The 21,378-nt window shown below is 68.2% G+C and carries 19 protein-coding genes; 11 read left to right on the top strand and 8 right to left on the bottom strand.

The window, feature by feature from the left end; all coding sequences use genetic code 11:
• Positions 1-83 precede the first annotated feature (83 nt).
• From ACZ5MC_RS09765 to ACZ5MC_RS09740, 6 genes are all read left to right on the top strand, one after another.
• The gene (locus tag ACZ5MC_RS09765) at positions 84-824 is read left to right on the top strand and encodes a response regulator (protein ID WP_306600147.1); all 741 of its coding nucleotides are present in this window, start codon (positions 84-86) and stop codon (positions 822-824) included.
• 185 nt (positions 825-1,009) lie between these two features.
• Positions 1,010-4,783 (top strand): response regulator, encoded by a 3,774-nt coding sequence (locus ACZ5MC_RS09760; RefSeq protein WP_464517638.1) that lies wholly within the window; start codon positions 1,010-1,012, stop codon positions 4,781-4,783.
• A gap of 177 nt (positions 4,784-4,960) precedes the next feature.
• On the top strand, positions 4,961-5,275 hold the full coding sequence (locus tag ACZ5MC_RS09755; protein ID WP_306600145.1) for an STAS domain-containing protein: 315 nt from the start codon (positions 4,961-4,963) through the stop codon (positions 5,273-5,275).
• Positions 5,276-7,996: a chemotaxis protein CheA gene (locus tag ACZ5MC_RS09750; protein WP_464517637.1), complete on the top strand. Its 2,721-nt coding sequence runs from the start codon at positions 5,276-5,278 to the stop codon at positions 7,994-7,996.
• Positions 7,993-8,454 carry a chemotaxis protein CheW gene (locus ACZ5MC_RS09745; protein WP_464517636.1) on the top strand — a complete coding sequence of 154 codons (462 nt, stop codon included), beginning with the start codon at positions 7,993-7,995 and terminating at the stop codon, positions 8,452-8,454. The genes ACZ5MC_RS09750 and ACZ5MC_RS09745 overlap by 4 nt, the downstream gene beginning before the upstream one ends.
• Positions 8,455-8,515: 61 nt before the next feature.
• Complete coding sequence (locus tag ACZ5MC_RS09740; RefSeq protein ID WP_464517635.1) at positions 8,516-12,457, top strand: methyl-accepting chemotaxis protein; 3,942 nt, start codon at positions 8,516-8,518, stop codon at positions 12,455-12,457.
• Here ACZ5MC_RS09740 and ACZ5MC_RS09735 read toward each other — a convergent pair.
• The 8 genes from ACZ5MC_RS09735 to ACZ5MC_RS09700 all read right to left on the bottom strand — a co-directional run bounded on the left by ACZ5MC_RS09735 (position 12,454) and on the right by ACZ5MC_RS09700 (position 17,601).
• The gene (locus ACZ5MC_RS09735; RefSeq protein WP_464517634.1) at positions 12,454-13,230 is read right to left on the bottom strand and encodes a DUF5777 family beta-barrel protein; all 777 of its coding nucleotides are present in this window, start codon (positions 13,228-13,230) and stop codon (positions 12,454-12,456) included. The two genes, ACZ5MC_RS09740 and ACZ5MC_RS09735, sit on opposite strands and share 4 nt — an antisense overlap.
• Positions 13,227-13,691 (bottom strand): DUF2231 domain-containing protein, encoded by a 465-nt coding sequence (locus tag ACZ5MC_RS09730; RefSeq protein WP_306600140.1) that lies wholly within the window; start codon positions 13,689-13,691, stop codon positions 13,227-13,229. Before ACZ5MC_RS09730 ends, ACZ5MC_RS09735 begins: the two co-directional genes overlap by 4 nt.
• A gap of 10 nt (positions 13,692-13,701) precedes the next feature.
• Entirely contained in the window at positions 13,702-14,037 is a 336-nt protein-coding gene (locus ACZ5MC_RS09725; protein ID WP_306600139.1) for a c-type cytochrome, read from the bottom strand.
• A 106-nt stretch (positions 14,038-14,143) separates the two neighbouring features.
• On the bottom strand, positions 14,144-15,208 hold the full coding sequence (gene lpxD, locus ACZ5MC_RS09720) for a UDP-3-O-(3-hydroxymyristoyl)glucosamine N-acyltransferase (RefSeq protein WP_306600138.1): 1,065 nt from the start codon (positions 15,206-15,208) through the stop codon (positions 14,144-14,146).
• A gap of 72 nt (positions 15,209-15,280) precedes the next feature.
• The gene (locus ACZ5MC_RS09715) at positions 15,281-15,607 is read right to left on the bottom strand and encodes a GNAT family N-acetyltransferase (RefSeq protein WP_306600137.1); all 327 of its coding nucleotides are present in this window, start codon (positions 15,605-15,607) and stop codon (positions 15,281-15,283) included.
• Positions 15,604-16,362 (bottom strand): histone deacetylase family protein, encoded by a 759-nt coding sequence (locus ACZ5MC_RS09710; RefSeq protein WP_464517633.1) that lies wholly within the window; start codon positions 16,360-16,362, stop codon positions 15,604-15,606. The genes ACZ5MC_RS09715 and ACZ5MC_RS09710 overlap by 4 nt, the downstream gene beginning before the upstream one ends.
• A gap of 4 nt (positions 16,363-16,366) precedes the next feature.
• Entirely contained in the window at positions 16,367-16,984 is a 618-nt protein-coding gene (locus ACZ5MC_RS09705; protein ID WP_464517632.1) for an MBL fold metallo-hydrolase, read from the bottom strand.
• Between the two features lie 2 nt (positions 16,985-16,986).
• The gene (locus tag ACZ5MC_RS09700; protein ID WP_306600134.1) at positions 16,987-17,601 is read right to left on the bottom strand and encodes a CheR family methyltransferase; all 615 of its coding nucleotides are present in this window, start codon (positions 17,599-17,601) and stop codon (positions 16,987-16,989) included.
• Between the two features lie 127 nt (positions 17,602-17,728).
• Between ACZ5MC_RS09700 and ACZ5MC_RS09695 the strand changes: the two genes are divergently transcribed.
• From ACZ5MC_RS09695 to ACZ5MC_RS09675, 5 genes are read left to right on the top strand one after another with little or no spacing between them, the layout of a single operon-like run.
• The gene (locus ACZ5MC_RS09695) at positions 17,729-18,577 is read left to right on the top strand and encodes a CheR family methyltransferase (RefSeq protein ID WP_464517631.1); all 849 of its coding nucleotides are present in this window, start codon (positions 17,729-17,731) and stop codon (positions 18,575-18,577) included.
• Between the two features lie 4 nt (positions 18,578-18,581).
• Positions 18,582-18,962, top strand: coding sequence for a response regulator (locus ACZ5MC_RS09690; protein WP_306600132.1), 381 nt, complete (start codon positions 18,582-18,584; stop codon positions 18,960-18,962).
• A gap of 36 nt (positions 18,963-18,998) precedes the next feature.
• Entirely contained in the window at positions 18,999-20,120 is a 1,122-nt protein-coding gene (locus ACZ5MC_RS09685) for a protein-glutamate methylesterase/protein-glutamine glutaminase (protein ID WP_464517630.1), read from the top strand.
• Positions 20,117-20,983: a CheR family methyltransferase gene (locus ACZ5MC_RS09680; protein ID WP_306600130.1), complete on the top strand. Its 867-nt coding sequence runs from the start codon at positions 20,117-20,119 to the stop codon at positions 20,981-20,983. The genes ACZ5MC_RS09685 and ACZ5MC_RS09680 overlap by 4 nt, the downstream gene beginning before the upstream one ends.
• A complete protein-coding gene (locus ACZ5MC_RS09675) occupies positions 20,980-21,357 on the top strand; it encodes a response regulator (RefSeq protein WP_306600129.1) in 378 nt (125 codons plus the stop codon). The genes ACZ5MC_RS09680 and ACZ5MC_RS09675 overlap by 4 nt, the downstream gene beginning before the upstream one ends.
• The last annotated feature ends 21 nt before the right edge of the window (positions 21,358-21,378 follow it).

Here is a 21,378-nt window from a genome sequence, read left to right as displayed (position 1 = left end):
AAGGAATCCCCGGACGCCCCCGGAGGCGGTTAAACTGCATAACCGCATAACTCCCCCCATCCCCCGAATTCCCAAGGTCCTCCATGGAAACCAAAGGCCATCTCCTCATTGCCGACGACGAGGAAGCGTACCTCCGGACCATCGCCCAGCTCCTCACCCTCCATGGGTTCACCGTGGACTGCGCGTCCAGCGCCACGGAGGCGAGGGAGAGGCTGGAGGCCTGCCGGTACGATGTCCTGGTGTCGGACATCCAGATGCCGGGCCCCCCGGTCCTGGACCTCATGCGCCAGATCCCGGCCCTGAACGCCGGCCTGCCGGTGGTGCTCATGACCGGCCACCCGTCCATGGACACCGCCCTGGAGGCCATGGGCAACGCCGTCCTGGCCTACCTGGTCAAGCCGGTGGATACCCAGGAACTCGTGATGCACATCCAGACCGGGGTGCGCCTGAGGAAGGTTCAGGCGCTCGCCCTGGAGTCCTCCATCCGCCTCCAGTCCTGGGCCAACGAGATGAAGGCCATCGAGGCCGACATCCGCTCGGCCCCCGCCTCCATGGGGGTCATGCCCCTCAGCGGCCTGGTGGGCCTGGTGCTCGGGAACCTGGCCTCCTCGACCCTCGAACTCAAGCAGTTGCTGGATCTGGCCCTCCAGGCGAACCCGGGCCAGGGGGTGTGCGGCATCCGCGAATGCCCCAGGCTCGGGCTATACCAGGAGACCATCCGCTCGGGCGTGGAGACCCTGGAACACACCAAGAGCGCCTTCAAATCAAAGGAACTCGGGGAGCTGCGCAAGAAGTTCTCGGCATTGCTCGAGGGAACGGTCTAGCGGCATCTGGTTCTTGACAATTTGAACGGTCTTCCGATAATTGGCCTGTTCAATCCGTCCCTTGGGGACACCCGTCTTGGCGGGCAGGATCCAGTCCTGCAAGTTGAAGGCGCCCACCTGGAGCTACCGTTTTTCTGGCTGCCGGGTCGTGCTTCCTCTTGACGCCTTGAGATCCGGGATCCCCCATGCACGTGAAAATCCTCCTCGTCGAGAATTCCGAGGCCCAGGCGCAGCTGGTCCTGCGCCCCCTCCGGGAGGCCGGCCTCGAGTTCGCCAGCGAGCGGGTCGCCTCCTCCCAGGATCTCCGCGCGGCCCTGGACCGCGGGACCTGGGACCTGATCCTGTGCCAGCACGCCCTGCCGGGCCTTTCCTACACCAAGGTGCTTTCGGACGTGCAGGCCCTCGCCCCGGCCCTGCCCTGCATCGTCATCGCCAATTCGGGCGACGAGGACCTGGTGAGCCGGGCCTTGCGCCTGGGCGCACGGGACTTCATCTCCATGGGCCGGCTGGCCAGGCTGCCCCAGGCGGTCAAGCGGGAACTCGCCAACACGCCCCGCCGGAGCCTGGGCTCGCCCGACCTCCCAGCCGCTGACACCGGCCTCCTCGAGGACCTGATGGACGAGGCCTACGGCCTCCACGAGGTGATCTTCGACGACCAGGGGCAGCCCGTGGATTTCCGCTTCGTCAAGCTGAACCCGGCCTACGAGCGGCTCACGGGCATCAGGGCCTCGGAAGTGGTCGGGCGCACGGCCCTGGAACTCGTCCCCGGGCTCTCCCGCACCTGGATCCGGAAATTCGGGAACGTGGCCCTGTCCGGTCAACCGCTTGCGGTCGACGACTACCGGAGCTTGCGGGGACGGACCTTCGCCGGCATCGCCTTCTGCCCCCAGCCGGGCCACTTCGCGGTGCTGTTCAACGACGTCACCGCGACCCTCGCCCTGGAGACGACCAAGGAGAGGCTGGCCACGGCCGTGGAGCAGATCACCGAGGGGATCTTCATCGCCGACCTGCAGGGGACCCTCCTTTACGCCAACCCCGCCCTGGAGCGCATTCTGGGCGCCGCTCCCGGCGGGACCCTGGGGCAGCCCGTGGCCAGGGTCCTGCCGGGCCTCCCCCTGGAGGACGCGGGCTCCGCCTGGCAGGGGCGCTTCCCCGGGCAGCCCGCGGACGGCAGCTCCCAGATCCTGGAATGCACGCTGGCCCCGGTGCGGGACGCCTCCGGGACGCCCACCTCCCGGGTGGGCATCGTGCACGACGTGACCAGCGAGGCCGACACCGAGCGCAGCCTTCGGCAGATGGAGAAGATGAAGGCCCTGGCGGAAGTGGCCGGAGGCGTCTCCCACGACTTCAACAACCTGCTCACCGCGATCCTCAGCGCCACCGAGCTCATCGAATGGCAGCTGGCCGCCGACAGCCCCATCCGCCTCAAGCTCCAGGTGATCTACCAGGCCGTGATGAGGGCCAGCGAGCTCAACCGGCAGATACTCGCGTTCAGCCGCAACAGCGAGGAGAAGTCCGCGCCCCTCGACCTCTCCCAGGTGGTGAAGGAGGCCATCCACCTCGTGCGGTCCACGTTCCCCGCCACGGTGCAGGTGCGCTCGACCCTCACGCCCGGCCTCTGGACCACGGGCAACGCCAGCCAGATCCACCAGATCGTCATGAACCTGTCCATCAACGCCCTGCAGGCCATGCTCCCCGCCGGCGGCACCCTGGAGTTCAGCCTGGAGGACCGATCGGGCACGTCGGCCGTCCTCACCGTGAAGGACTCCGGCTGCGGCATGGAGCCGGCCGTCATGGAGCGGATCTTCGAGCCCTTCTTCACCACCAAGGAGCGAACCGAGGGCAAGGGCCTGGGCCTGTCCGTCGTCCACGGCATCGTGGACGCCCACGGCGGGTCCATCTCCGTGCGCAGCGAGCCGGGCCAGGGCAGCGTCTTCCAGGTGGTCCTCCCCTGCAGCATCCCCGAGGCGCCCGCGTCCCTCGAACCGGTCCCCGAGGAGCCCACGGGCCACGAACGCATCCTCTTCGTGGACGACGAGGAGGTGCTCAGCGCCCTGGGCAAGCAGGGCCTGCAGATGCTGGGCTACCGCGTCACCTCCCGCTCCGACAGCCAGGAGGCCCTGGAGGAGGTCAGCCACCACCCCCAGGACTTCGACCTCCTGGTCACCGACCTCTCCATGCCCCACATGTCGGGCGTGGAACTCACCCAGCAGATCCGGAAGATCCGCCCGGACATGCCCGCCATCCTCATCACCGGCGCCTTCCAGGACCCCATGCCGCTGGAGGGCATGTCCACGCCCTTCGCCCAGGTGCTCCTCAAGCCGGTGACCATCCTGGACATGGCCAAGGCCATCCGGAAGGTCATGAACCTGCGTCCCGCGGCGCGCTCGCGGCAGGACCAGGCCGCGGAGCCGCGGCCCGAAGGGGCCTCGGTCATCCTTCTCGCCGAGGACAGCCAGACCACGAGGAGCCTGCTGCGCAGCTGGCTCGTGAAGGCCGGCTACGTGGTGGACGAGGCCCGGGACGGCCAGGAGGCCTGGGAGGCCATGGAGAAGAACCCCGGGCGCTACTCCATCCTCGTCACGGACATCGTCATGCCCAGGCTGGACGGGCTGCGGCTCTCGGGCAGGGTCCGCAAGCTGGACGCCTCCATCCCCATCCTGATGCTCTCCTCCTCCGACGACACCGAATCCGTCAAGGAGGCCCTCCACCTGCACGTGAACGAATTCCTCACCAAGCCCTTCGAGTCGGCGATGCTCGTCTCGACCGTGGAGCGCCTCTGCGCGGACCAGGCCACGCGGGTGAAGTTCATGCGCAGCCACGAGACCGCCCAGGCCGTGCGCATGGCCCAGCGCGCCATGGAGGCCATCCCCGAGAAGGACATGCCCATCTACTCCATCTCGGAACCCCTCACCGACGCGGGCGGCGACGTGTTCAGGGCCTTCCGCAGGGAGGACGGCTCGATCTTTTTCGCCATCGCCGACGTGGCGGGGCATTCGGTCATCAGCTCCTACGCGGTGGCGGCCTACCTGGGCATGCTCACCAACTTCCTCGCCTCCGACCTGGACCTCCGGGCCCTGGCCTTCAAGCTGAACCGGGCCATCCAGGCCGGTCCCTTCTCGGAGGTGCCCATCTGCGGCCTGTTCGGACACTGGAACCCGGGCACCGGGCGCCTCCACCTCCTGAACGCCGGCATCCCCCACGCCCTGTGGCACCGGGCCACCCGCGGCGCGACGCGGCCCATCGCCATCAACGGGGCCCCCCTGGGCATCCTGGACGAACCCATCGTGGAGGAGAAGGTGGTGGTCCTCGCCCCCGGGGACCGGCTGCTCCTGGGCAGCGACGGCTTCTTCGACGCCCCCTCGGCCGAGAAGCAGGCCTTCCTCGAACTCGCCGGGCCCATCTGGGAGAACCTGCGGGGCACCGACATCTTCCAGGCCATCAACCTGGTTTCCGAGGCGGCCCGGGCGCACGCCGGGGGCAACTTCGGCGACGACCTGCTCGTGGTGGCCCTGGAACAGCCCCCCCTGCCCCCCGACCCCGACCACCTGACCCTGGACCTGCCCGCCGACCTCCAGGCCATCGACGGCGCCTGCGCCGCCCTGGAGGCCTTCCTGGACAGCCGGGGCTGGACCGCCGCCCCGGGCGCCCAGGATCGCTACGACACGCTCCTGGCCGTGCGGGAGGCCCTTTCCAACGCCGTCCTCCACGGCTCCCCCGGCGAAGGCGCCCCCTTCGTCCAGCTCTGGGCCCACCGGTTCCCGGGAGACGGCTTCCGGATCGCGGTCGTGGACGAGGGCCAGGGGTTCGACCTGGCCGCCCATAGGCCCCCGGACACCGCCTCCTCGGAGCGGGGGCGCGGGATCCCGCTCATCCAGTTCTTCGCCACCCGGGTCGCGATGGTCGGCGGGGAGCTCACCATGGATTTCCGCCAGAACCAACCCTCTTTTATCGATTGACATGTCCGGCCACCGTCCGATACTGACTTCGATTTCAACCGCCCATTCGGTGCGGACTGTCTTGACGGGCGGGGCCAGGACCTGCAAGTTGGGGGCGCAATTTCACGGACCTTCAGGGATGCCGTGGGTTGGGCCCCCTTTTCCATTTCAACCAGCCCCATGAACCGGAGGATCGAGATGCCAGCGAACAACCCCAGCCCCACCGATTCCAGCACCCTCAGGATCCCCTCCGGCGGGAACCTGGTGGCCAGCACCGTGGAAGCCCGGCGCAAGGCCGCCATGGAGGCGCTGGCGGCCCCCTGCACGGAGGCGGTCCTGGACCTTTCCGAGTCGGAGGTCGTGGACTCCCTGGGCATCACCCTCATCCTCGGCCTGTTCAAGACCTGCCAGCAGCGGAAGATCGGTTTCCGGGTGGAGGGGGCCAACGCGGACCTGATGCGCGTGTTCAAGCTGTTCAGCCTCCCCAAGCTGTTCCCCATCAAGGAGAGATAGATGGCCAGCCTGGCTGATGAAAGCATCATCGCCGATTTCGTGGCCGAGAGCAGGGAGCACCTCAGCACCATCGAGCCCGACCTCCTGGCCATGGAAGACCTGGGATCCAAGGTCTCCCAGGAGGTCATCAACCGGGTCTTCCGGGCCATCCACAGCCTCAAGGGCGGCGCGGGATTCTTCGCCTTCGAGGCCCTCAAGCGCCTCAGCCACGCCATGGAGAGCGTGCTGATGCTCGTGCGGGACGGCAAGCTCCATCCCACCCCCGAGCTCATGGACAGCCTGTTCACGGGCGTGGACCGGCTGCGGGCCATGCTCGACGACATCCACGCCAGCGACAGCGTTCCCTACGCCAAGGAGCTCGCCGGCCTGGAGGCCATCCTCAGCGGCCAGGGCGTGAACCTGTCCGAGACGGTCAAGGGGCGGGAGAAGGGCACCAAGCGGGACTTCGACCTGGACGCCGAGGGGGTCCGCTCCGCCCTGCGCCGGGGAATGAACCTCTACCGGGCCATCGCCTACCTTCACCATGACATCAAGGACCAGGGCCTGGCCCCCCTGCAGTTCCTCAACAACGCCATGTCGGTGGGCACCTGCCTGGACGCCTTCATCGACATCGAGGTCATCGCGGACCTGGAGCACTGCCTGGAGCAGGACCTGCCCGTGACCCTCCTCTTCGCCAGCGTCCTGGAACCGGATCTGGCCGCCCTGGCCCTGAAGCTCCCCGTGGAGCAGGTCAAGGTGCTGGAGGTCAAGGCCCTCAAGGAGATGCTCAAAGCCAAGACCAAGGCGGCCAAGCCCTCCGAGGCCGCTCCCCCCCCGCCCCCGCCGCCCCCCGGGGAGGAGGCCCAGCCCGAGGCCGAGGCCGTCCCCGAGGACAAGCCCGAGGCCCGGGGGCCCGCGGCCAAGGAAGGCGGCAACGAGACCCTCCGCGTCCGCGTCGACCTGCTCACGAACCTCATGAACCTCGCCGGCGAGCTGGTGCTGGGCCGCAACCAGCTGGTGCGCGCCATCTCCGAGTACAAGGGCGAGATCCCCGGCCTGGGCGCGATCCTGCAGAACGTGAACCAGGTGACCACCGAGATGCAGGAAGGCATCATGCAGACGCGCATGCAGCCCATCGGGACGGTCTTCAGCCGCTTCCCCCGCATCATCCGGGACATGAGCCGGCAGCTCGGCAAGCAGATCGAGGTGCATATCGAGGGCGCCGAGGTGGAGCTGGACAAGTCCATCGTCGAGATGCTGGTGGACCCCCTCACCCACATCATCCGCAACTGCGCCGACCACGCCATCGAGGGCCCGGCGGAGCGCAAGAAGGCCAAGAAGAACCCCACCGGGGCCATCCACCTCCACGCCTTCCACGAGGGCGGCCAGATCAACATCGCCGTCCACGACGACGGCCGGGGCATCGATTCGAAGAAGGTCCTGGAGAAGGCCCTGGCCAAGGGCCTGGTCACCAAGGCCCAGGCCGCCGAGATGACGGAGCGGGAGATCGTCCACCTGGTCTTCGCGCCGGGCTTCTCCACGGCCGAGACCGTGTCGGACATCTCCGGCCGGGGCGTGGGCATGGACGTGGTCCGCACCAACGTCGAGAAGCTGGGCGGCCACGTGGAGGTGGAGACGGAGGTGGGCATGGGCACCACCGTCCGGTTGCGCCTGCCGCTGACGCTCGCGATCATCCCTTCCATGATCGTGGGGGTCGCCGACCACCGCTTCGCCATCCCGCAGGTCAACGTCGTCGAGTTCGTGTGGGTCAAGGCCTCCGAAGTGGTCCAGCGCATCGAGCAGGTGCAGGGCGCCCTCGTCCTCCGCCTGCGGGACAAGCTCCTGCCCCTGGTGCGCCTCGCGGACGTGCTGGGCATCCAGCGGGTGTTCACCCATCCGGCGACCGGCGAGGAGCTCCCGGACCGCCGCACCTCCATCGCCGACCGCCGCGCAGAAGCCTCCGCCGAGGATGCCGAGGCCTTCACCCGGGAAGGTGACCGCAGGGCCGATTGGCGCAGCGACCACAACATCATCGTGCTGCGGGTGGGCAAGAACCAGTACGGCGTCATCGTCGACGAGCTCTACGACATCGAGGAGATCGTCGTCAAGCCTCTGTCCAGCTTCATCCAGGGCACCAAGTGCTTCTCCGGGGCCACCATCCTGGGCGACGGCCGCGTGATCATGATCCTGGACGCCGGCGGCCTCTCCACCGCCGCCCTGCTCCACTTCTCCGACCTCCAGGCCGAGGAGCTGCGCCGGGCCGAGGAGGAGAAGCGCAACGCGGCCCTCAAGGCCTCCCGCCGCCGGTCCGTCATCCTCTTCGAGGGGGCCAGGGGAGAGCGGTTCGCCGTGCCCCAGGACCACGTGCTCCGGCTGGAGCGGATCCTCCGGAGCAAGATCGAGCTCATCGGGGAGCGCGAGTACATCGAATACCGCGGAGAGGGCCTGCCCCTCCTGCGCCTGGACCAGCACCTGGAGGTGCGGCCGCTGGCGAAGGACCTGGAGGAGCTCTTCCTGGTCATCCCCAAGATCCCCGGCCAGAACTCCACGGCCCGGCCCCCGGCGGGCATCCTCATCTCCGAGATCCTGGACGCGCTGGACGTCGAGGTCGAGCTCAAGAAGGTCGAGTTCGAGGGCCCGGGCCTCCTGGGTTCCGCGGTCGTCCAGAACCACCTGACCCTCTTCCTGGACCCGGTGAACCTGCTCCGGGCCGCGGGCCTCATGGGAGGTGACGCCGCATGAGCCAGTTCGCCACCTTCCGCGTCGGAGAGCGCCTGTTCGGCCTGGACATCCTCGGTGTCCGGGAGATCATCCGGGTCTTCAACATCACCGCCGTGCCCCGCGCGGACGCCCACATCCGGGGCCTCATCAACCTGCGGGGCCAGATCGTCACCATCCTCGACCTGTCGGTGCGCCTGGGCCACGAGCCCGCGCCCATCCGGGACTCCAGCCACATCGTCATCCTCAAGCACGCCGCCAACACCATCCAGGTCAACGGCCACTCCCAGGGCGGCACCTCCGACCTCATGGGCCTCCTGGTGGACGCCATCGGCGACGTGGTGGAGGCCGAGGCCGCCCTGGCCGAGGCGCCCCCCGCCAACCTCACCGACGCGGAGGAGCGCTTCCTCTCCGGTGTCCTGAAGACGGACGCGGGACTGCTGGTGCTGCTCAACGTCCAGGAACTCCTTTCCAGCGGCTAAGACCCTCCTCCTCCCAGGATCCGTTCCACTGCCACGCACGAACCCACGCCAGGAGATCCCCATGCAATTCCTCGACAACATCAAGATGGGCCCCAAGCTCATCGCCTCGTTCCTGATCACGGCCCTCATAACCGTCCTGGTGGGCACCTTCGGCGCGATCAAGCTGAAGAACGCCGATGATTCGGACGAGATGCTCTACCAGAAGATGCTCGTCCCCGTCGGCATCCTGGGCGACATCATGCAGTCCAACCAGCGCATGCGCGTGAACATGCGCGACGCCTACCTCTCGGGGGATCTGGACCGGTTCCAGACCCGGTACCAGGAACTCGAGCAGCAGGCCGCCAAGGCCGAGGACGCCTACGAGAAGACGCTGGTCTCCGAGGTGGGCAGGGTCGCCTTCAAGAAATACCTCGAGATCAAGAAGAGCTCCACCGAATCCAACAACACCTACTTCGCGCTCCTCCGGGCCGGCAAGAAGGCCCAGGCGGAAGACATGCTCTACAAGAGCAACTACAAGATCGTGCAGGACCTGAACGCGGCTTCGGCAGAGCTCATGAAGACGAAGATGGATCTCGCCAAGCAGACCTCCGACCACAACACCGAGCAGGCCTCTTCGGCCATCCATGCCATGGAGATCCTGATGGTGTTCGCCGCCATCCTGGGCGTGCTCCTGGGCATCGTCATCGCCCGGTCCATCACCCGGCCCATGGCCCTGGGCGTGGACATGATGAACGAGATGTCCAAGGGGCACCTCGGCAAGCGCCTGAAGATGGAGCGCAAGGACGAGATCGGGGAGCTGGCCCGCGCCATGGACGGCTTCGCCGACAACCTCCAGGGGGTGGTCGGCGGGCTCGCCGAGATCGCCAAGGGCGACCTGACCCGCGACTGGACCGCAACGGACGCCCAGGACGAGATCAACCCGGCCCTCAAGACCGTGCGCGCGAACCTGCTCGCCATGGTCGAGGACGCCGCCATGCTCAACAAGGCCGCGCTCGAGGGCAAGCTGGCCACCCGAGCCGACGCCACGCGCCACCAGGGCGACTACCGCCGGATCGTGCAGGGCGTCAACGACACCCTCGACGCCGTCATCGGCCCCCTCAACGTCTCCGCCGGCTATGTGGATCGCATCTCCAAGGGCGACATCCCCCCCAAGATCACCGACAAGTACAACGGCGACTTCAACGAGATCAAGAACAACCTCAACACCTGCGTGGACGCCGTGAACGCGCTGGTCGCCGACGCGGTCATGCTCGGCAAGGCCGCCGTGGACGGCAAGCTCGCCACCCGCGCCGACGCCACCAAGCACCAGGGCGACTTCCGCAAGATCGTCCAGGGCGTCAACGACACCCTCGACGCCGTCATCGGACCCCTCAACGTCACCGCCGATTATGTGGACAAGTGCGCCAAGGGCATCATCCCGCCCGTGATCACCGACAACTACAACGGCGATTTCAACGTCATCAAGGGCAACCTGAACAAGATGGTCGTCATGATGAGCGACCTGCTCTCCGAGACGGACAAGATCATCAAGGCCGCCGCGGACGGTCAGCTCGACACCCGAGCCGATGCCTCCAAGTTCGTGGGCGGCTGGAACCAGCTGGTCTCGGGCGTCAACGACACCATCACCAACATCGTCAATCCGCTCAACGTCACCGCCGACTACGTGGAGAAGTGCAGCAAGGGCATCATCCCGCCGGTCATCACCACCGAGTACAAGGGCCAGTACAACGTCATCAAGGTGAACCTGAACGCCATGGTCACGATGATGTCCGAGCTCCTCAAGGAGACCGACAAGATCATCCGGGCCGCCGCCGACGGCCAGCTCGACACCCGCGCCGACGCCTCCAAGTTCGTGGGCGGCTGGAACCAGCTGGTCTCGGGCGTCAACGACACCATCACCAACATCGTCAATCCGCTCAACGTCACCGCCGACTACGTGGAGAAGTGCAGCAAGGGCATCATCCCGCCGGTCATCACCACCGAGTACAAGGGCCAGTACAACGTCATCAAGGTGAACCTGAACGCCATGGTCACGATGATGTCCGAGCTCCTCAAGGAGACCGACAAGATCATCCGGGCCGCCGCGGACGGCCAGCTCGACACCCGCGCCGACGCCTCCAAGTTCGTGGGCGGCTGGAACCAGCTGGTCTCGGGCGTCAACGACACCATCACCAACATCGTGAACCCGCTCAACGTCACCGCCGACTACGTGGACAAGGTCTCCAAGGGCGTCATCCCGCCCGTCATCACCACGGAGTACAAGGGCCAGTACAACGTCATCAAGGGCAACCTGAACAACATGGTGGCCATGATGTCGGACCTCCTCGCCGAGACCGACGGCCTCGTGCAGGCCGCCATCGGCGGGCGCCTGGCCACTCGAGCCACGGCCACCAAGTTCGTGGGCGGCTGGTTCCAGCTGGTGGACGGGGTCAACAAGACCCTGGACGCGGTCATCGTGCCCCTCAACGTCTCGGCGGGCTACGTGGACCGCATCTCCAAGGGCGACATCCCGCCCAAGATCACCGACAAGTACAACGGCGACTTCAACGAGATCAAGAACAACCTGAACACCTGCGTGGACGCGGTCAACTCCATGGTGGCCGACGCCGCCATGCTGGCCAAGGCCGCCACCGAAGGCAAGCTGGCCACCCGCGCCGACGCCACCCGCCACCAGGGCGATTTCCGCAAGATCGTGCAGGGCGTCAACGACACCCTGGACGCGGTGATCAACCCCATCAACGAAGTGCAGCGGGTCATGGGCGCCATGGAGCAGGGGGACCTCACGGCGCGCATCACCGCCGACTACAAGGGGGACCTCCAGAACCTGCGCAACGCCGTGAACAACAGCGCCTCCAAGCTCGCCCAGGCCCTCACCGACATCAGCAGCGCCTCCAACACCCTGGCCTCCAGCGCCGACGAGCTCACCGCCACCTCGGCCACCATGACCAGCAGCGCTGAGCAGATGACCATGCAGGCCAATACCGCCGCCGCGGGGACGGAGCAGGCTTCCGCCAACGTGAAGAACATGGCGGCGGGCGTCGAGGAGATGAGCGCCAACGCGAACACCGTGGCCTCGGCCTCGGAGCAGGTCACCGCCAACCTGCGCACCGTGGGCGCGGCCGTGGAGCAGATGTCCTCGAACATGAAGACCATCGCCGCCTCCACGGAGCAGATGACGGGTTCGGTGAACACGGTGGCCACGGCCATCGAGGAGATGAGCGTCAGCCTGAACGAGGTCTCCAAGAACTCGGGCCAGGCCGCCACCGTGGCCGGCAAGGCCTCCACGAGCGCGGCGAACACGGCAGAGACCGTGAACAAGCTCGGACGCAGCGCCCAGGAGATCGGCAAGGTGGTGGACATGATCAAGGGCATCGCCGCCCAGACCAACCTCCTGGCCCTGAACGCGACCATCGAGGCCGCCAGCGCCGGCGAGGCCGGCAAGGGCTTCGCCGTGGTGGCCAACGAGGTGAAGGAGCTCGCCAAGCAGACCGCGGGCGCCACCGAGGAGATCCGCGCCCAGGTGGAGGACATGCAGGGCAACACGCAGCAGGCCGTCAAGGCCATCGACGACATCGTGCAGATCATCGGCGAGATCAACGCCATCTCGGCCAACATCGCCGCGTCGGTGGAGGAGCAGACCGCCACCACCAACGAGATCTCCAAGAACGTCGGCTACGCCGCCCGGGGCGCGGCCGAAGTGGCCCGCAACGTCCAGCAGGCCGCCACCGGCACCAACGAGGTCAGCCGCAACGTCCAGGAGGCCGTCAAGGGCGTCACCGACATCTCCCGCAACATCAACCAGCTCGCCCAGGGCGCCGGGGATGTGGCGAAGAACGCCGGTGAGGCCTCGAAGGGCATGAACGACGTCTCCCGCAACGTGGCCCACGTCAGCACCGCGGCCAAGGACACCACGCGGGGCGCCGGCGACACCAACAACGCCTCGAAGGAACTCGCCAGGCTGGCCGAGAAGCTCCAGCAGAACGTCTCCCGGTTCAAGCTCTAGAAGACGCGCACCAGGTTGAAGCCGAGGGCCCAGCGGTTCACGCCTCTGGGCCCTCCGCCGTAGTCGCCCCCGAGCACCTGGTGGGCGGTGGTGCCGTTGGCGGTGGTGGCCAGCAGGGTGAACCGGTGCTTGCGGGTGCCGAAGCGGTAGCCGAGGCTGCCGCCCGCGGAGTACGTGGCGGCGTCGAGCCGGGAGGGGCGCGGGTAGTATTCGGCCAGGACCTGATGGCTGGGCGCGATCTGCCACCGCAGGCCCGCGCCGAACGTGAACAGGGCCCGGTCCGACGACGACGTGCGCGTCAGCCAGGTGGGCACCACCAGCAGGGTCACGGGGCCCCGGCGGAATTCCGCCGGGAGCTGGAGGGCGGCCCCGGAGATGCCGATGGTGCCCTGGGGCAGCCGGACCTGCTTCACGGTCTCGTCGAACCGCTCCACCCTGGCTGCCAGGCGGAGGCTGGGCCCGTCCAGCAGCTGCTGCTGCAGGGCCAGGGTGACGGTCTTGTTGTCGGCGGTCCGGTAGAGCTGCGCGTTCAGGCCGGGCACGGCCCGGATCCCCACGTCCAGGCCAAGGCCCGGATAGGTGCCGCCGTCCAGGCCGTAGAGGTCCTTCCCCGCGCCCCGGGCGGGCTCCAGGAACCGGTGGGTGAACCGGATCCCGAGGTCCCAGTCCCGGAGCCGGTCGGCGTTGGGCAGGTTCAGCCCGAGGGGGATTTCCGACTCCTGGGCCAGGAGGGCCGTGGCCAGCAGGCACAGGGCGGATGCGCGGACGTTCATGGTCTCTCCTCGGAATGGGTGCCCAGCTCGTGGACCATCAGGCCGCCCAGACGCCCCGTCTGGATCAGCATCGTGAGCCAGGCTGCGCATAGGACCAGCCACAGGCCCAGCAGGAAGTTCAGCCTCGCCCGGCCAAGGGCTCCGGGCAGGAACCAGAGGAGGGCGAAGGCCGCGGTGAGCACGGCGAAGCCCGCAACCGTGAGCTGGGCGTAGTGTTCGTGGGCGGCCAGGGCCAGTCGCAGCGCAGGGGTCCGCTGGGCCAGGGAGGAGGCCGCCTCGCCGGTGACCAGGGCCGCCAGCCCGGACAGGACCCCCGCGGCCAGATCCATCAACGCCGCCAGGTGGATCCCCCTGCGCTGGGCGGGCCAGGCCAGGCCCAGCACCACCAGCGCCGGGGCGAACATCAGCAGGGCGATGGGGAAATGGACGATGAGCGGATGCAGGTGGTTGAAGGGGGGCATGGGGGCACCTTCACGGCCTGGCCGCCACGTCCCGGCCCTTGCGCGCGCCGCGGACGATGCGCACCAGGGTCGCGATCTCCTCCTCCGTGAACTGGTCCTTGTAGGACGGCATCTTCAGGCCGAAAAGCAGGCCCTTCCGGATGACGGAGGTCATCTCCGCATCCGTCACGCCCTCCATTTCCACGGCCGAGGTGAAGTTGCGCCCCTTCAGCCGGAGGCCCTCCGGAGAGACCCCTGAGCCGTCCCGGCCGTGGCAGGCCGCGCAGGTCCGTACGAAAACCTCGCGCAGTTCGGCTTCGGTGCGCGGTGGCGCTGCGAGGAGCAGGAGCGGCAGGAGGATGGGCATGGGACACCTGGAGGGGCAAGGGGAGGAACGGCTCCCAGGCAAGCATCCGTCCTCCCCGCAGGCCGCACAGATCCGGTCCCGAAATACCGACCCCTCCAGTCCGGAATCAGGCCAAGGAGCCCTGGGCCAGCGCCGCCCGCTCCAGCTCCGCCAGACGCCGCCGCAGTTCGGGCAGGTGCGGCAGCGAGCTGGTGGTGCGGAGGAATTTCCTCATGGGCTGCAAGGGGTAGCCCCCATAGGCTCCGGGCTCGGTGATGTCCTTGGTGACGGCGCTGAGACCGCCCAGGTGCACGCCGGAGCAGACGTTCACGTGGTCCGTGAGGGTGGTCCGGCCGCCCGTGACGCAGTGGTCGCCCACGGTGCTGGAGCCCGCCACGAAGAACCCCCCGGTGAGCAGGACGTGCTTGCCGATCTGGCAGTTGTGGGCGATGTGGCAGAGGTTGTCGATCTTGGTGCCCCGGCCGATGCGGGTGACGTCGAAGGCGGCGCGGTCGATGGCGCAGTTGGCCTGGATCTCCACGTCGTCCTCCACCACCACGATGCCCAGCTGGGGGACCTTGTGGTGATGCCCCTGGTCGTCCTGGGCGTAGGCGTAGCCGTCGCTGCCCACCGTGGTGTTGGGGTGGATCTCGCAGCGGTCGCCGACTTCGCAGCCGCGCCCCAGGAACACCATGGCGTGCAGCAGGGAATCGGCCCCGACCCGCGCGCCCTCCTCGATGACGCAGCCCGGACCGATGAGCGCCCCCTCCCCGATGACCGCGCCGGCGCCCACGTAGGCCCCGGGGCGGATGACGGCCCCCTTCCCGATCACCGCCTCCGGCGAGACGAAGGCGCCGGGATGCACGGGGGGCTGCTGGCGGAAGGGCTCGCGGGACGCGTCGAAGTGCCGCCGGAGCACGAGGGCCATGGCGAGCTTGACGTTCCGGGTGAAGAGGAAGGCGGCCCGGGCCCCTTCGGGGATGCGCCCTTCCAGCTTCAGGGGGAGGACGATGGCGCCGGCCCCGGCGGCCAGGGCCGTGAGGAGCATGCCCTCGTCGGAGGCGAACACGAGGCTGGCCCCGTCGGCGCGCTCCGGCGGCACGGCCCGCTCCAGGGTGACGCCCAGGTCCCCGAGGGTCCTGGGGAAGAGCTGGGCGAAGCCCGCGACAAGCTGATCGCATCCGATTTGCATGGGACTCCCATCGGCACGACCTGATCGACCGCACTCACCCATGGTAACCCAGGCGACCTCGTTTAACGATGCTCATCTCCGCCACGTGTAACGGTCGATGGTTTCGGGCGCGAACCCCATCTTGAGCCAGAAGTCCCGGGCCGTGTAACGGACCCGGTCGGCGACGATCAGGCCGTACCGGGTCTTGAAATGCGAGATGACGGCCCGGGCGTACCCGTGGCCCTCGTATTCCGGGTAGATCATGATCGAGAACACCGTGAAGCGGTCCGCTTCGATGCGGCAGCGGGACTTGCCCACCGGCGTCCCCCCCAGCTCCACGTCGAACCAGTCGTAGTCCCCCAGGTCGGGGCTGCGGGGGCGCTGGATCAGGTCCAGGCCTTCGTCGATGAGGGCGTTCATCCGGCGAACCCCCGGCAGAAGGCCAGGACGTTGGCGCCCAGGTGCGGGAGGTAGTAGCCCCCCTCCAGCACCGCGAAGCGCCGGCCGAGGCACAGGCGCAGGGAGGCCTCCCGCACCAGCTCGCCCAGGCGCGCGTAGTCGGGCGTGTCGAGCTTGCGGCCCACGTCCAGGCGGTAGGCGTCGAAGCCGGCCGACACCGCGAGGATTCCGGTGGGTCCGAGGCCGGCCAGGCGGGTCTCCACCACCTTCAGGTAGTCCCGGGCATCGTCGGCGAAGGGGTTGAAGACCGTGGCCCCGGGCCAGGAGGCCAGGGTGTTGCGGGTCCCGTCCCCGGTGTGGGCGTCGATGTCCAGGACGAAGGCCGCGTCGATGCGCTGCTCGGCCCGCAGGGCCAGCAGGGCCAAGGCCACGTTGCTGAAGGTGCAGTGGCCCCAGGCTTCGCCCGGCGAGGCGTGGTGCCCCGGAGGGCGGACGCAGGCGAAGGCCGGGTCGCCGCCGTGGGCCAGGCGCGCCGCCAGGATGGCCCCTCCCGCGGCCAGGCTGGCCATGGCGAAGCGGGGGCCGTCCTCGGCGACCCGGCGGAGATGGTCCTCGTCGTGGCCCAGGCGCAGCTGGTCCCAGGTCGCCGGCGATGGGGCGACCACTTCCCAGACGCCCCCGATCCCGCTCATGGCGGCCTCCATGCGCCCGGCCATGGCCGCGTTGTCCTCGGCGTACCCGGGGGCGCGGAAGCGTTCGTCGAAGACGATCCTCATGGGTTCAGTCCTGGATCGGCGAGTGCGACACGTTGGCCAGGCAGGCCCGGATGAAGTCCGACGCGTCCCGGGTTATGGGGCTCCCGTGGCCGGGATAGATGGACCGCACGTCCAGGCGGGAGAGGCGCTCCAGCGAGTCCAGGTAGGCCTGCGGATAGGACCCGAGGTGGTCGCTGATGCGGTAGAGGGTGTCCCCGGAGAAGAGCGTTCCGGTCGCGGGGAGGAACACGCACACGGAATCCTCCGAGTGCCCCGGGGTGTGAAGGAGGACCGCCGCCTGGTCCCCCACCGTCAGGGGCATGCCGTCCCGGATGGGGCGCGGGGCGCGGCCCGCGGGGTGCCAGGCGTAGACGTCCGGGGCGAACTGGTCCTCGATGCCCCGCAGGCCCCCCGAGTGATCGAAATGGCCGTGGGTGAGCACGACCTGCTCCACGGCTCGCTTGCCGACCCCCTTGGGCTGCCTGGCCATCACCCCCAGGAAATACTCCACGTTGGCGGAATCGGTGCTCCCGGTGTCGATGAGGGTGTTTCGATCGGCCGGTAGGTTGCTTTCCCCCAGCACCCAGTACGAGATGCATGAATAGTCGGCGTTGTCCGGCCGGTGGAGGGGAAGGACGCGCATGGTCAGGCGCCGGGCTTCCGGAACAGCGGGATGCCAGGTTCCACCTGGATGAAACGGCCCGCGAGGGCCCGGGGAAGCTCCTGGGCCCCGTCCATGGCCAGGTAGCCCCCAGGCACAAGACATTCATGGAACATCTCGAGCACACGCACCTGGTCGTCGGGCTGGAAATGCATGATGACGTTCTTGCAGACGATGAGGCCCTGCCCGGTCTCCGGCGGCTCGAGCGTGAGCAGGTCGTGCTGGAGGTAGCGCACCCGGTCGCGGATCTCCGTGGCCACCTGGTACACCTCGGGGTCGGCGGTGGCCTCGAAGTACGCGTCCCGGTGCTCCTGGGGCACCCAGAAGACGTCCTTGCGGCTGTACCTGCCGCTCCGGATCTGCTCGCCGAACTGCGGGAAGCTGCTCTCCTCGTAGTCGGTGGCGAGGATGTCCAGGTTGCGGAAGGGAAAGGGCCTCAGCTTCGATGCGAAGACGATGGCCAGCGTGAAGGCCTCCTCCCCGGTGGCGCAGCCCGCGTCCCAGACCCGGATCGAACGCCAGTGGGCGACGGCCGGAATGACGATCTCGCCGATGGCGTTCAGGGCATCGGTATCCCTGAAAAAGGACGTATAGGCCATGCTCCCAGCTTACTATACTCAAGAAGACCCCCGCCCCCGCCGAACAGGTAATCCCATGTATTTCGCCATGCGGAAGGACCCATGATGACCAGCCTCCACCCCTGCCCGGCGTTCCGAGGATCCAGGCATGGGCACTGAGACCATCCAGCCCTCCGACTTCCGGCTCATGCGGGAGTACATCGAGAAGAACTGCGGCATCGTTCTCGGCGAGGAGAAGGCCTACCTCGTGGAGACGCGCCTCGCGGGCCTCCTGATGGAGACGGGGTGCATGGACTACGGCGAGCTGTACCGGCGCGCCGCCAGCGAGACCGGCACCGCGATGCGCGACAGGATCGTGGACGCCATGACGACGAACGAGACGCTCTGGTTCAGGGACGGCCACCCCTTCGAGATCCTCCGGACCGTGCTCCTTCCCGAGCTCGCGGCGCCGCTCGTCGCGGGCCTGCGCTTCCGCATCCGCATCTGGTCCGCGGCCAGTTCCACCGGGCAGGAACCCTATTCCATCGCCATCACCATCCTGGAGTTCTGCCGCAACAATCCCGGAGTGAGGCCGGACCAGTTCGAGATCCTGGCCTCGGACATCTCCCCCTCGGCGCTCTTCCTCGCCCGGGCGGGGCGGTACGACGCGGCGGCCCTGGGCCGGGGCATGCCCGACGAACTGCGGGCCCGGTACTTCCGGCAGGAGGGCCAGGTCTGGGTGGTCGACGACGCCGTGAAGAAGATGGTCACCCTCAAGAAGTTCAACCTCCAGGACCCGCTGGATCCCCTGGGGCGCTTCGACATCGTCTTCTGCCGCTACGTCACCATCTACTTCTCCGAAGCCTTCAAGCGCCAGATCTTCGAGGGCATCTCCAGGCTCACGGCCCAGGGCGGCTACTTCTTCACCAGCGCCGTGGAGAACCTCCAGAGCTCCGAAGACCTCTTCGCACCCATCTACCACGGCTCGGGCACCTACTACCGCAGCCGGAAAGGCTAGCCCGATGCCCAGCAAGATCCTCTCCGTCGACGATTCCTCCACCATCCGGCGCATCGTGGGCCGCGTCGTGGCGACCCTGGGCATGGAGATGGTGGAGGCCGCCAACGGCCGCGAGGCCCTGGCCGTCCTGGAGCGGGACCACGCCGACATCGCCCTGGTGGTGCTGGACGTGAACATGCCCGAGATGGACGGCGGGGAGACCCTGGCCGCCATGAAGAAGGACCCGCGCTTCCAGTCCATCCCGGTCATGATGCTCACCACCGAGTCCGAGCGGGGACGCATCCTGGAATTCATCCAGGGCGGCGCCGCCAACTACCTGGTCAAGCCGTTCACGCCCGATGATCTGGCGGCCAAGATGGCCGCCTGCATGGGCGACCTTTTCTAGACCATCCCTCCGGGGATTCCACTACCATCGAGATCTATGTCCTCTCCCAAGCTCAGGATCCTCATCGTGGACGATACGGCGGTCTACCGCCGGATCCTCACGGAGGTCGTGGAGTCCTTCCAGCTCGACTGCGAGGTCGCCGCCTGCCCCAGCGGACGGCTGGCCCTCAACCGCCTGGACCAGGGCGAAACGGACCTGGTGCTCCTGGACGTGGAGATGCCGGACATGAGCGGGCTCGAGACGCTGCGCCTCATCCGGTCGCTCCATCCCGCCACGAGCGTGATCATGATCAGCGGCACCACGTCCGCCGCGGCCGCCTACACCGTGGAGGCGCTGGCCCTGGGAGCGCTCGAGTTCGTGAGCAAGCCCGAGGGGGCCGACGCCGAAGCCAGCCGGGCCGAGCTCAAGGACATCCTCCGGCCCCTGGTGCGCCACGTCCAGACCCGCGCCAACCTGCGCGTCGCGGCCTCCGGGATCCCTGCCCGGGAGGACCCCCGGATCCCCGCCCCTCCGGCGCCGCCACCGCCTCCGCCGGCCCCGCCCCGCCGCCACGCCCCGGGACCCACCCGGTTCGATGTGCTGGGCATCGGCGTCTCCACCGGGGGTCCCAACGCCCTGGGCGAACTGATCCCGGCCCTGCCGGCGAACCTGCGCGTGCCCGTGCTCATCGTGCAGCACATGCCCCCGCTCTTCACGGCCTCCCTGGCCGAGCACCTGAACCGGAACTCCCGCGTCCCCGTCCACGAGGCCGTCGAAGGCGAGCCGGTGCTCCCCGGCAAGGTCTACATCGCCCCCGGCGGCAAGCACATGGTCCTGCGCCGGTCCAGGGACGGGGACCAGGCCATCATCGGCCTGAACGAGAACCCCCCGGAGAACAGCTGCCGGCCCTCCGTGGACGTGCTCTTCAGGTCCATGGCCGCCCACTACGGCGGCAACATCCTCGCCGTGGTCATGACCGGCATGGGGAGCGACGGCTGCGAAGGCGTGCGCGCCATGAAGCGCGCCGGCTGCCACTGCCTCACCCAGTCCGAGGAGACCTGCGTGGTCTACGGCATGCCCATGGTGGTGGACGAGGCGGGGCTCTCCGACGAGCGCGTCCCCCTGCCCCTCCTGGCCTCCCGCATCTCCAGCCTCGTGGGGGCCGGGAGAACGTCATGAGTCCCGATGGAATCACCAGCGCCGAGTTCCGGCTGCTCCGGGACTACATCCAGGAGCACTGCGGCATCTGCCTGGGAGAGGAGAAGGCGTACCTCATCGAGGCGCGCCTCACCGGACTCCTGGCCAAGCACGGGTGCCCCGACTTCGGCACCTTCTACCGCCTGGCCAGGCACGACCCCTCCCCGGCGCTCCGGGAGGAGGTCATCGACGCGATGACCACCAACGAGACCCTCTGGTTCCGGGACGGCCACCCCTTCGCGATCCTGCGGGACAGGCTCCTGCCCCCCCTGGCGGAGGAGATCCTCCGGAAGGCCCGGGGCCGGATCCGCATCTGGTCCGCGGCCTGCTCCACGGGCCAGGAGCCCTATTCCATCGCGATGGCCATCCTCGAGTTCTGCCGCCTCAACCCCGGCGTCAACCCTGCCCAGTTCGAGATCCTGGCCTCGGACATCTCCCCTTCGGCCCTCTTCCTCGCAAGGTCCGGCCGCTACGACGAGAACGCCATGCGCCGCGGCCTTCCCCCCGAGATGAGGGACCGCTACTTCCATGCCGAGGACGCGTCCTGGGTCGTGAACGACGAGGTCAAGCGCCTGGTCACCTTCCGGAAGTTCAACCTGCAGGATCCCATGGATCCCCTGGGCCCCTTCGACGTGGTCTTCTGCCGCTACGTGACCATCTACTTCGCCGACGAGTTCAAGCGGCGAATCTTCGCCGGCATCGCCGGCCTCCTGGCCCCCTCCGGCCACCTCCTGATCAGCGCGGTCGAGTCCCTCCGGGGCATCGCCGACCACCTCCTGCCCAGGACCCACGCCGGCGGGCTCTACTACCAGTGCGACCCCTCGATTCCCGGAGGCGAGAAATGAAGATCCTGTCGGTGGACGATTCCACGACCATGAGAAGGATCATCGGCCGGGTCGTGGGCATGCTGGGCTACGACTTCGCCGAGGCCGCCAACGGGGTGGAGGCCCTGGAGCTCCTGGCCCGGGACCACGCCGACATCGCCCTGGTCATCATGGACATCAACATGCCGGAGATGGACGGGATAACCTGCCTGCAGACCATCAAGGCCGACGAGTCCCTCAAGCACCTCCCCGTCATGATGGTCACCACGGATTCCGACCGCACGCGCATCATCCAGGCGGTGCAGGCGGGGGCCGCGAACTACGTGACCAAGCCCTTCACGCACGACGACCTGGTGACGAAAATCGCGGCCACCCTGGGCGAGGACGAGTTCTAGTGTAGGCCGCCAGAAGAACAG

The organism is Mesoterricola sp. JemC181, from assembly GCF_055384585.1.
Note: the sequence above shows the minus strand (reverse complement) of the source record. Positions and strands in the feature narration are given on the sequence as shown.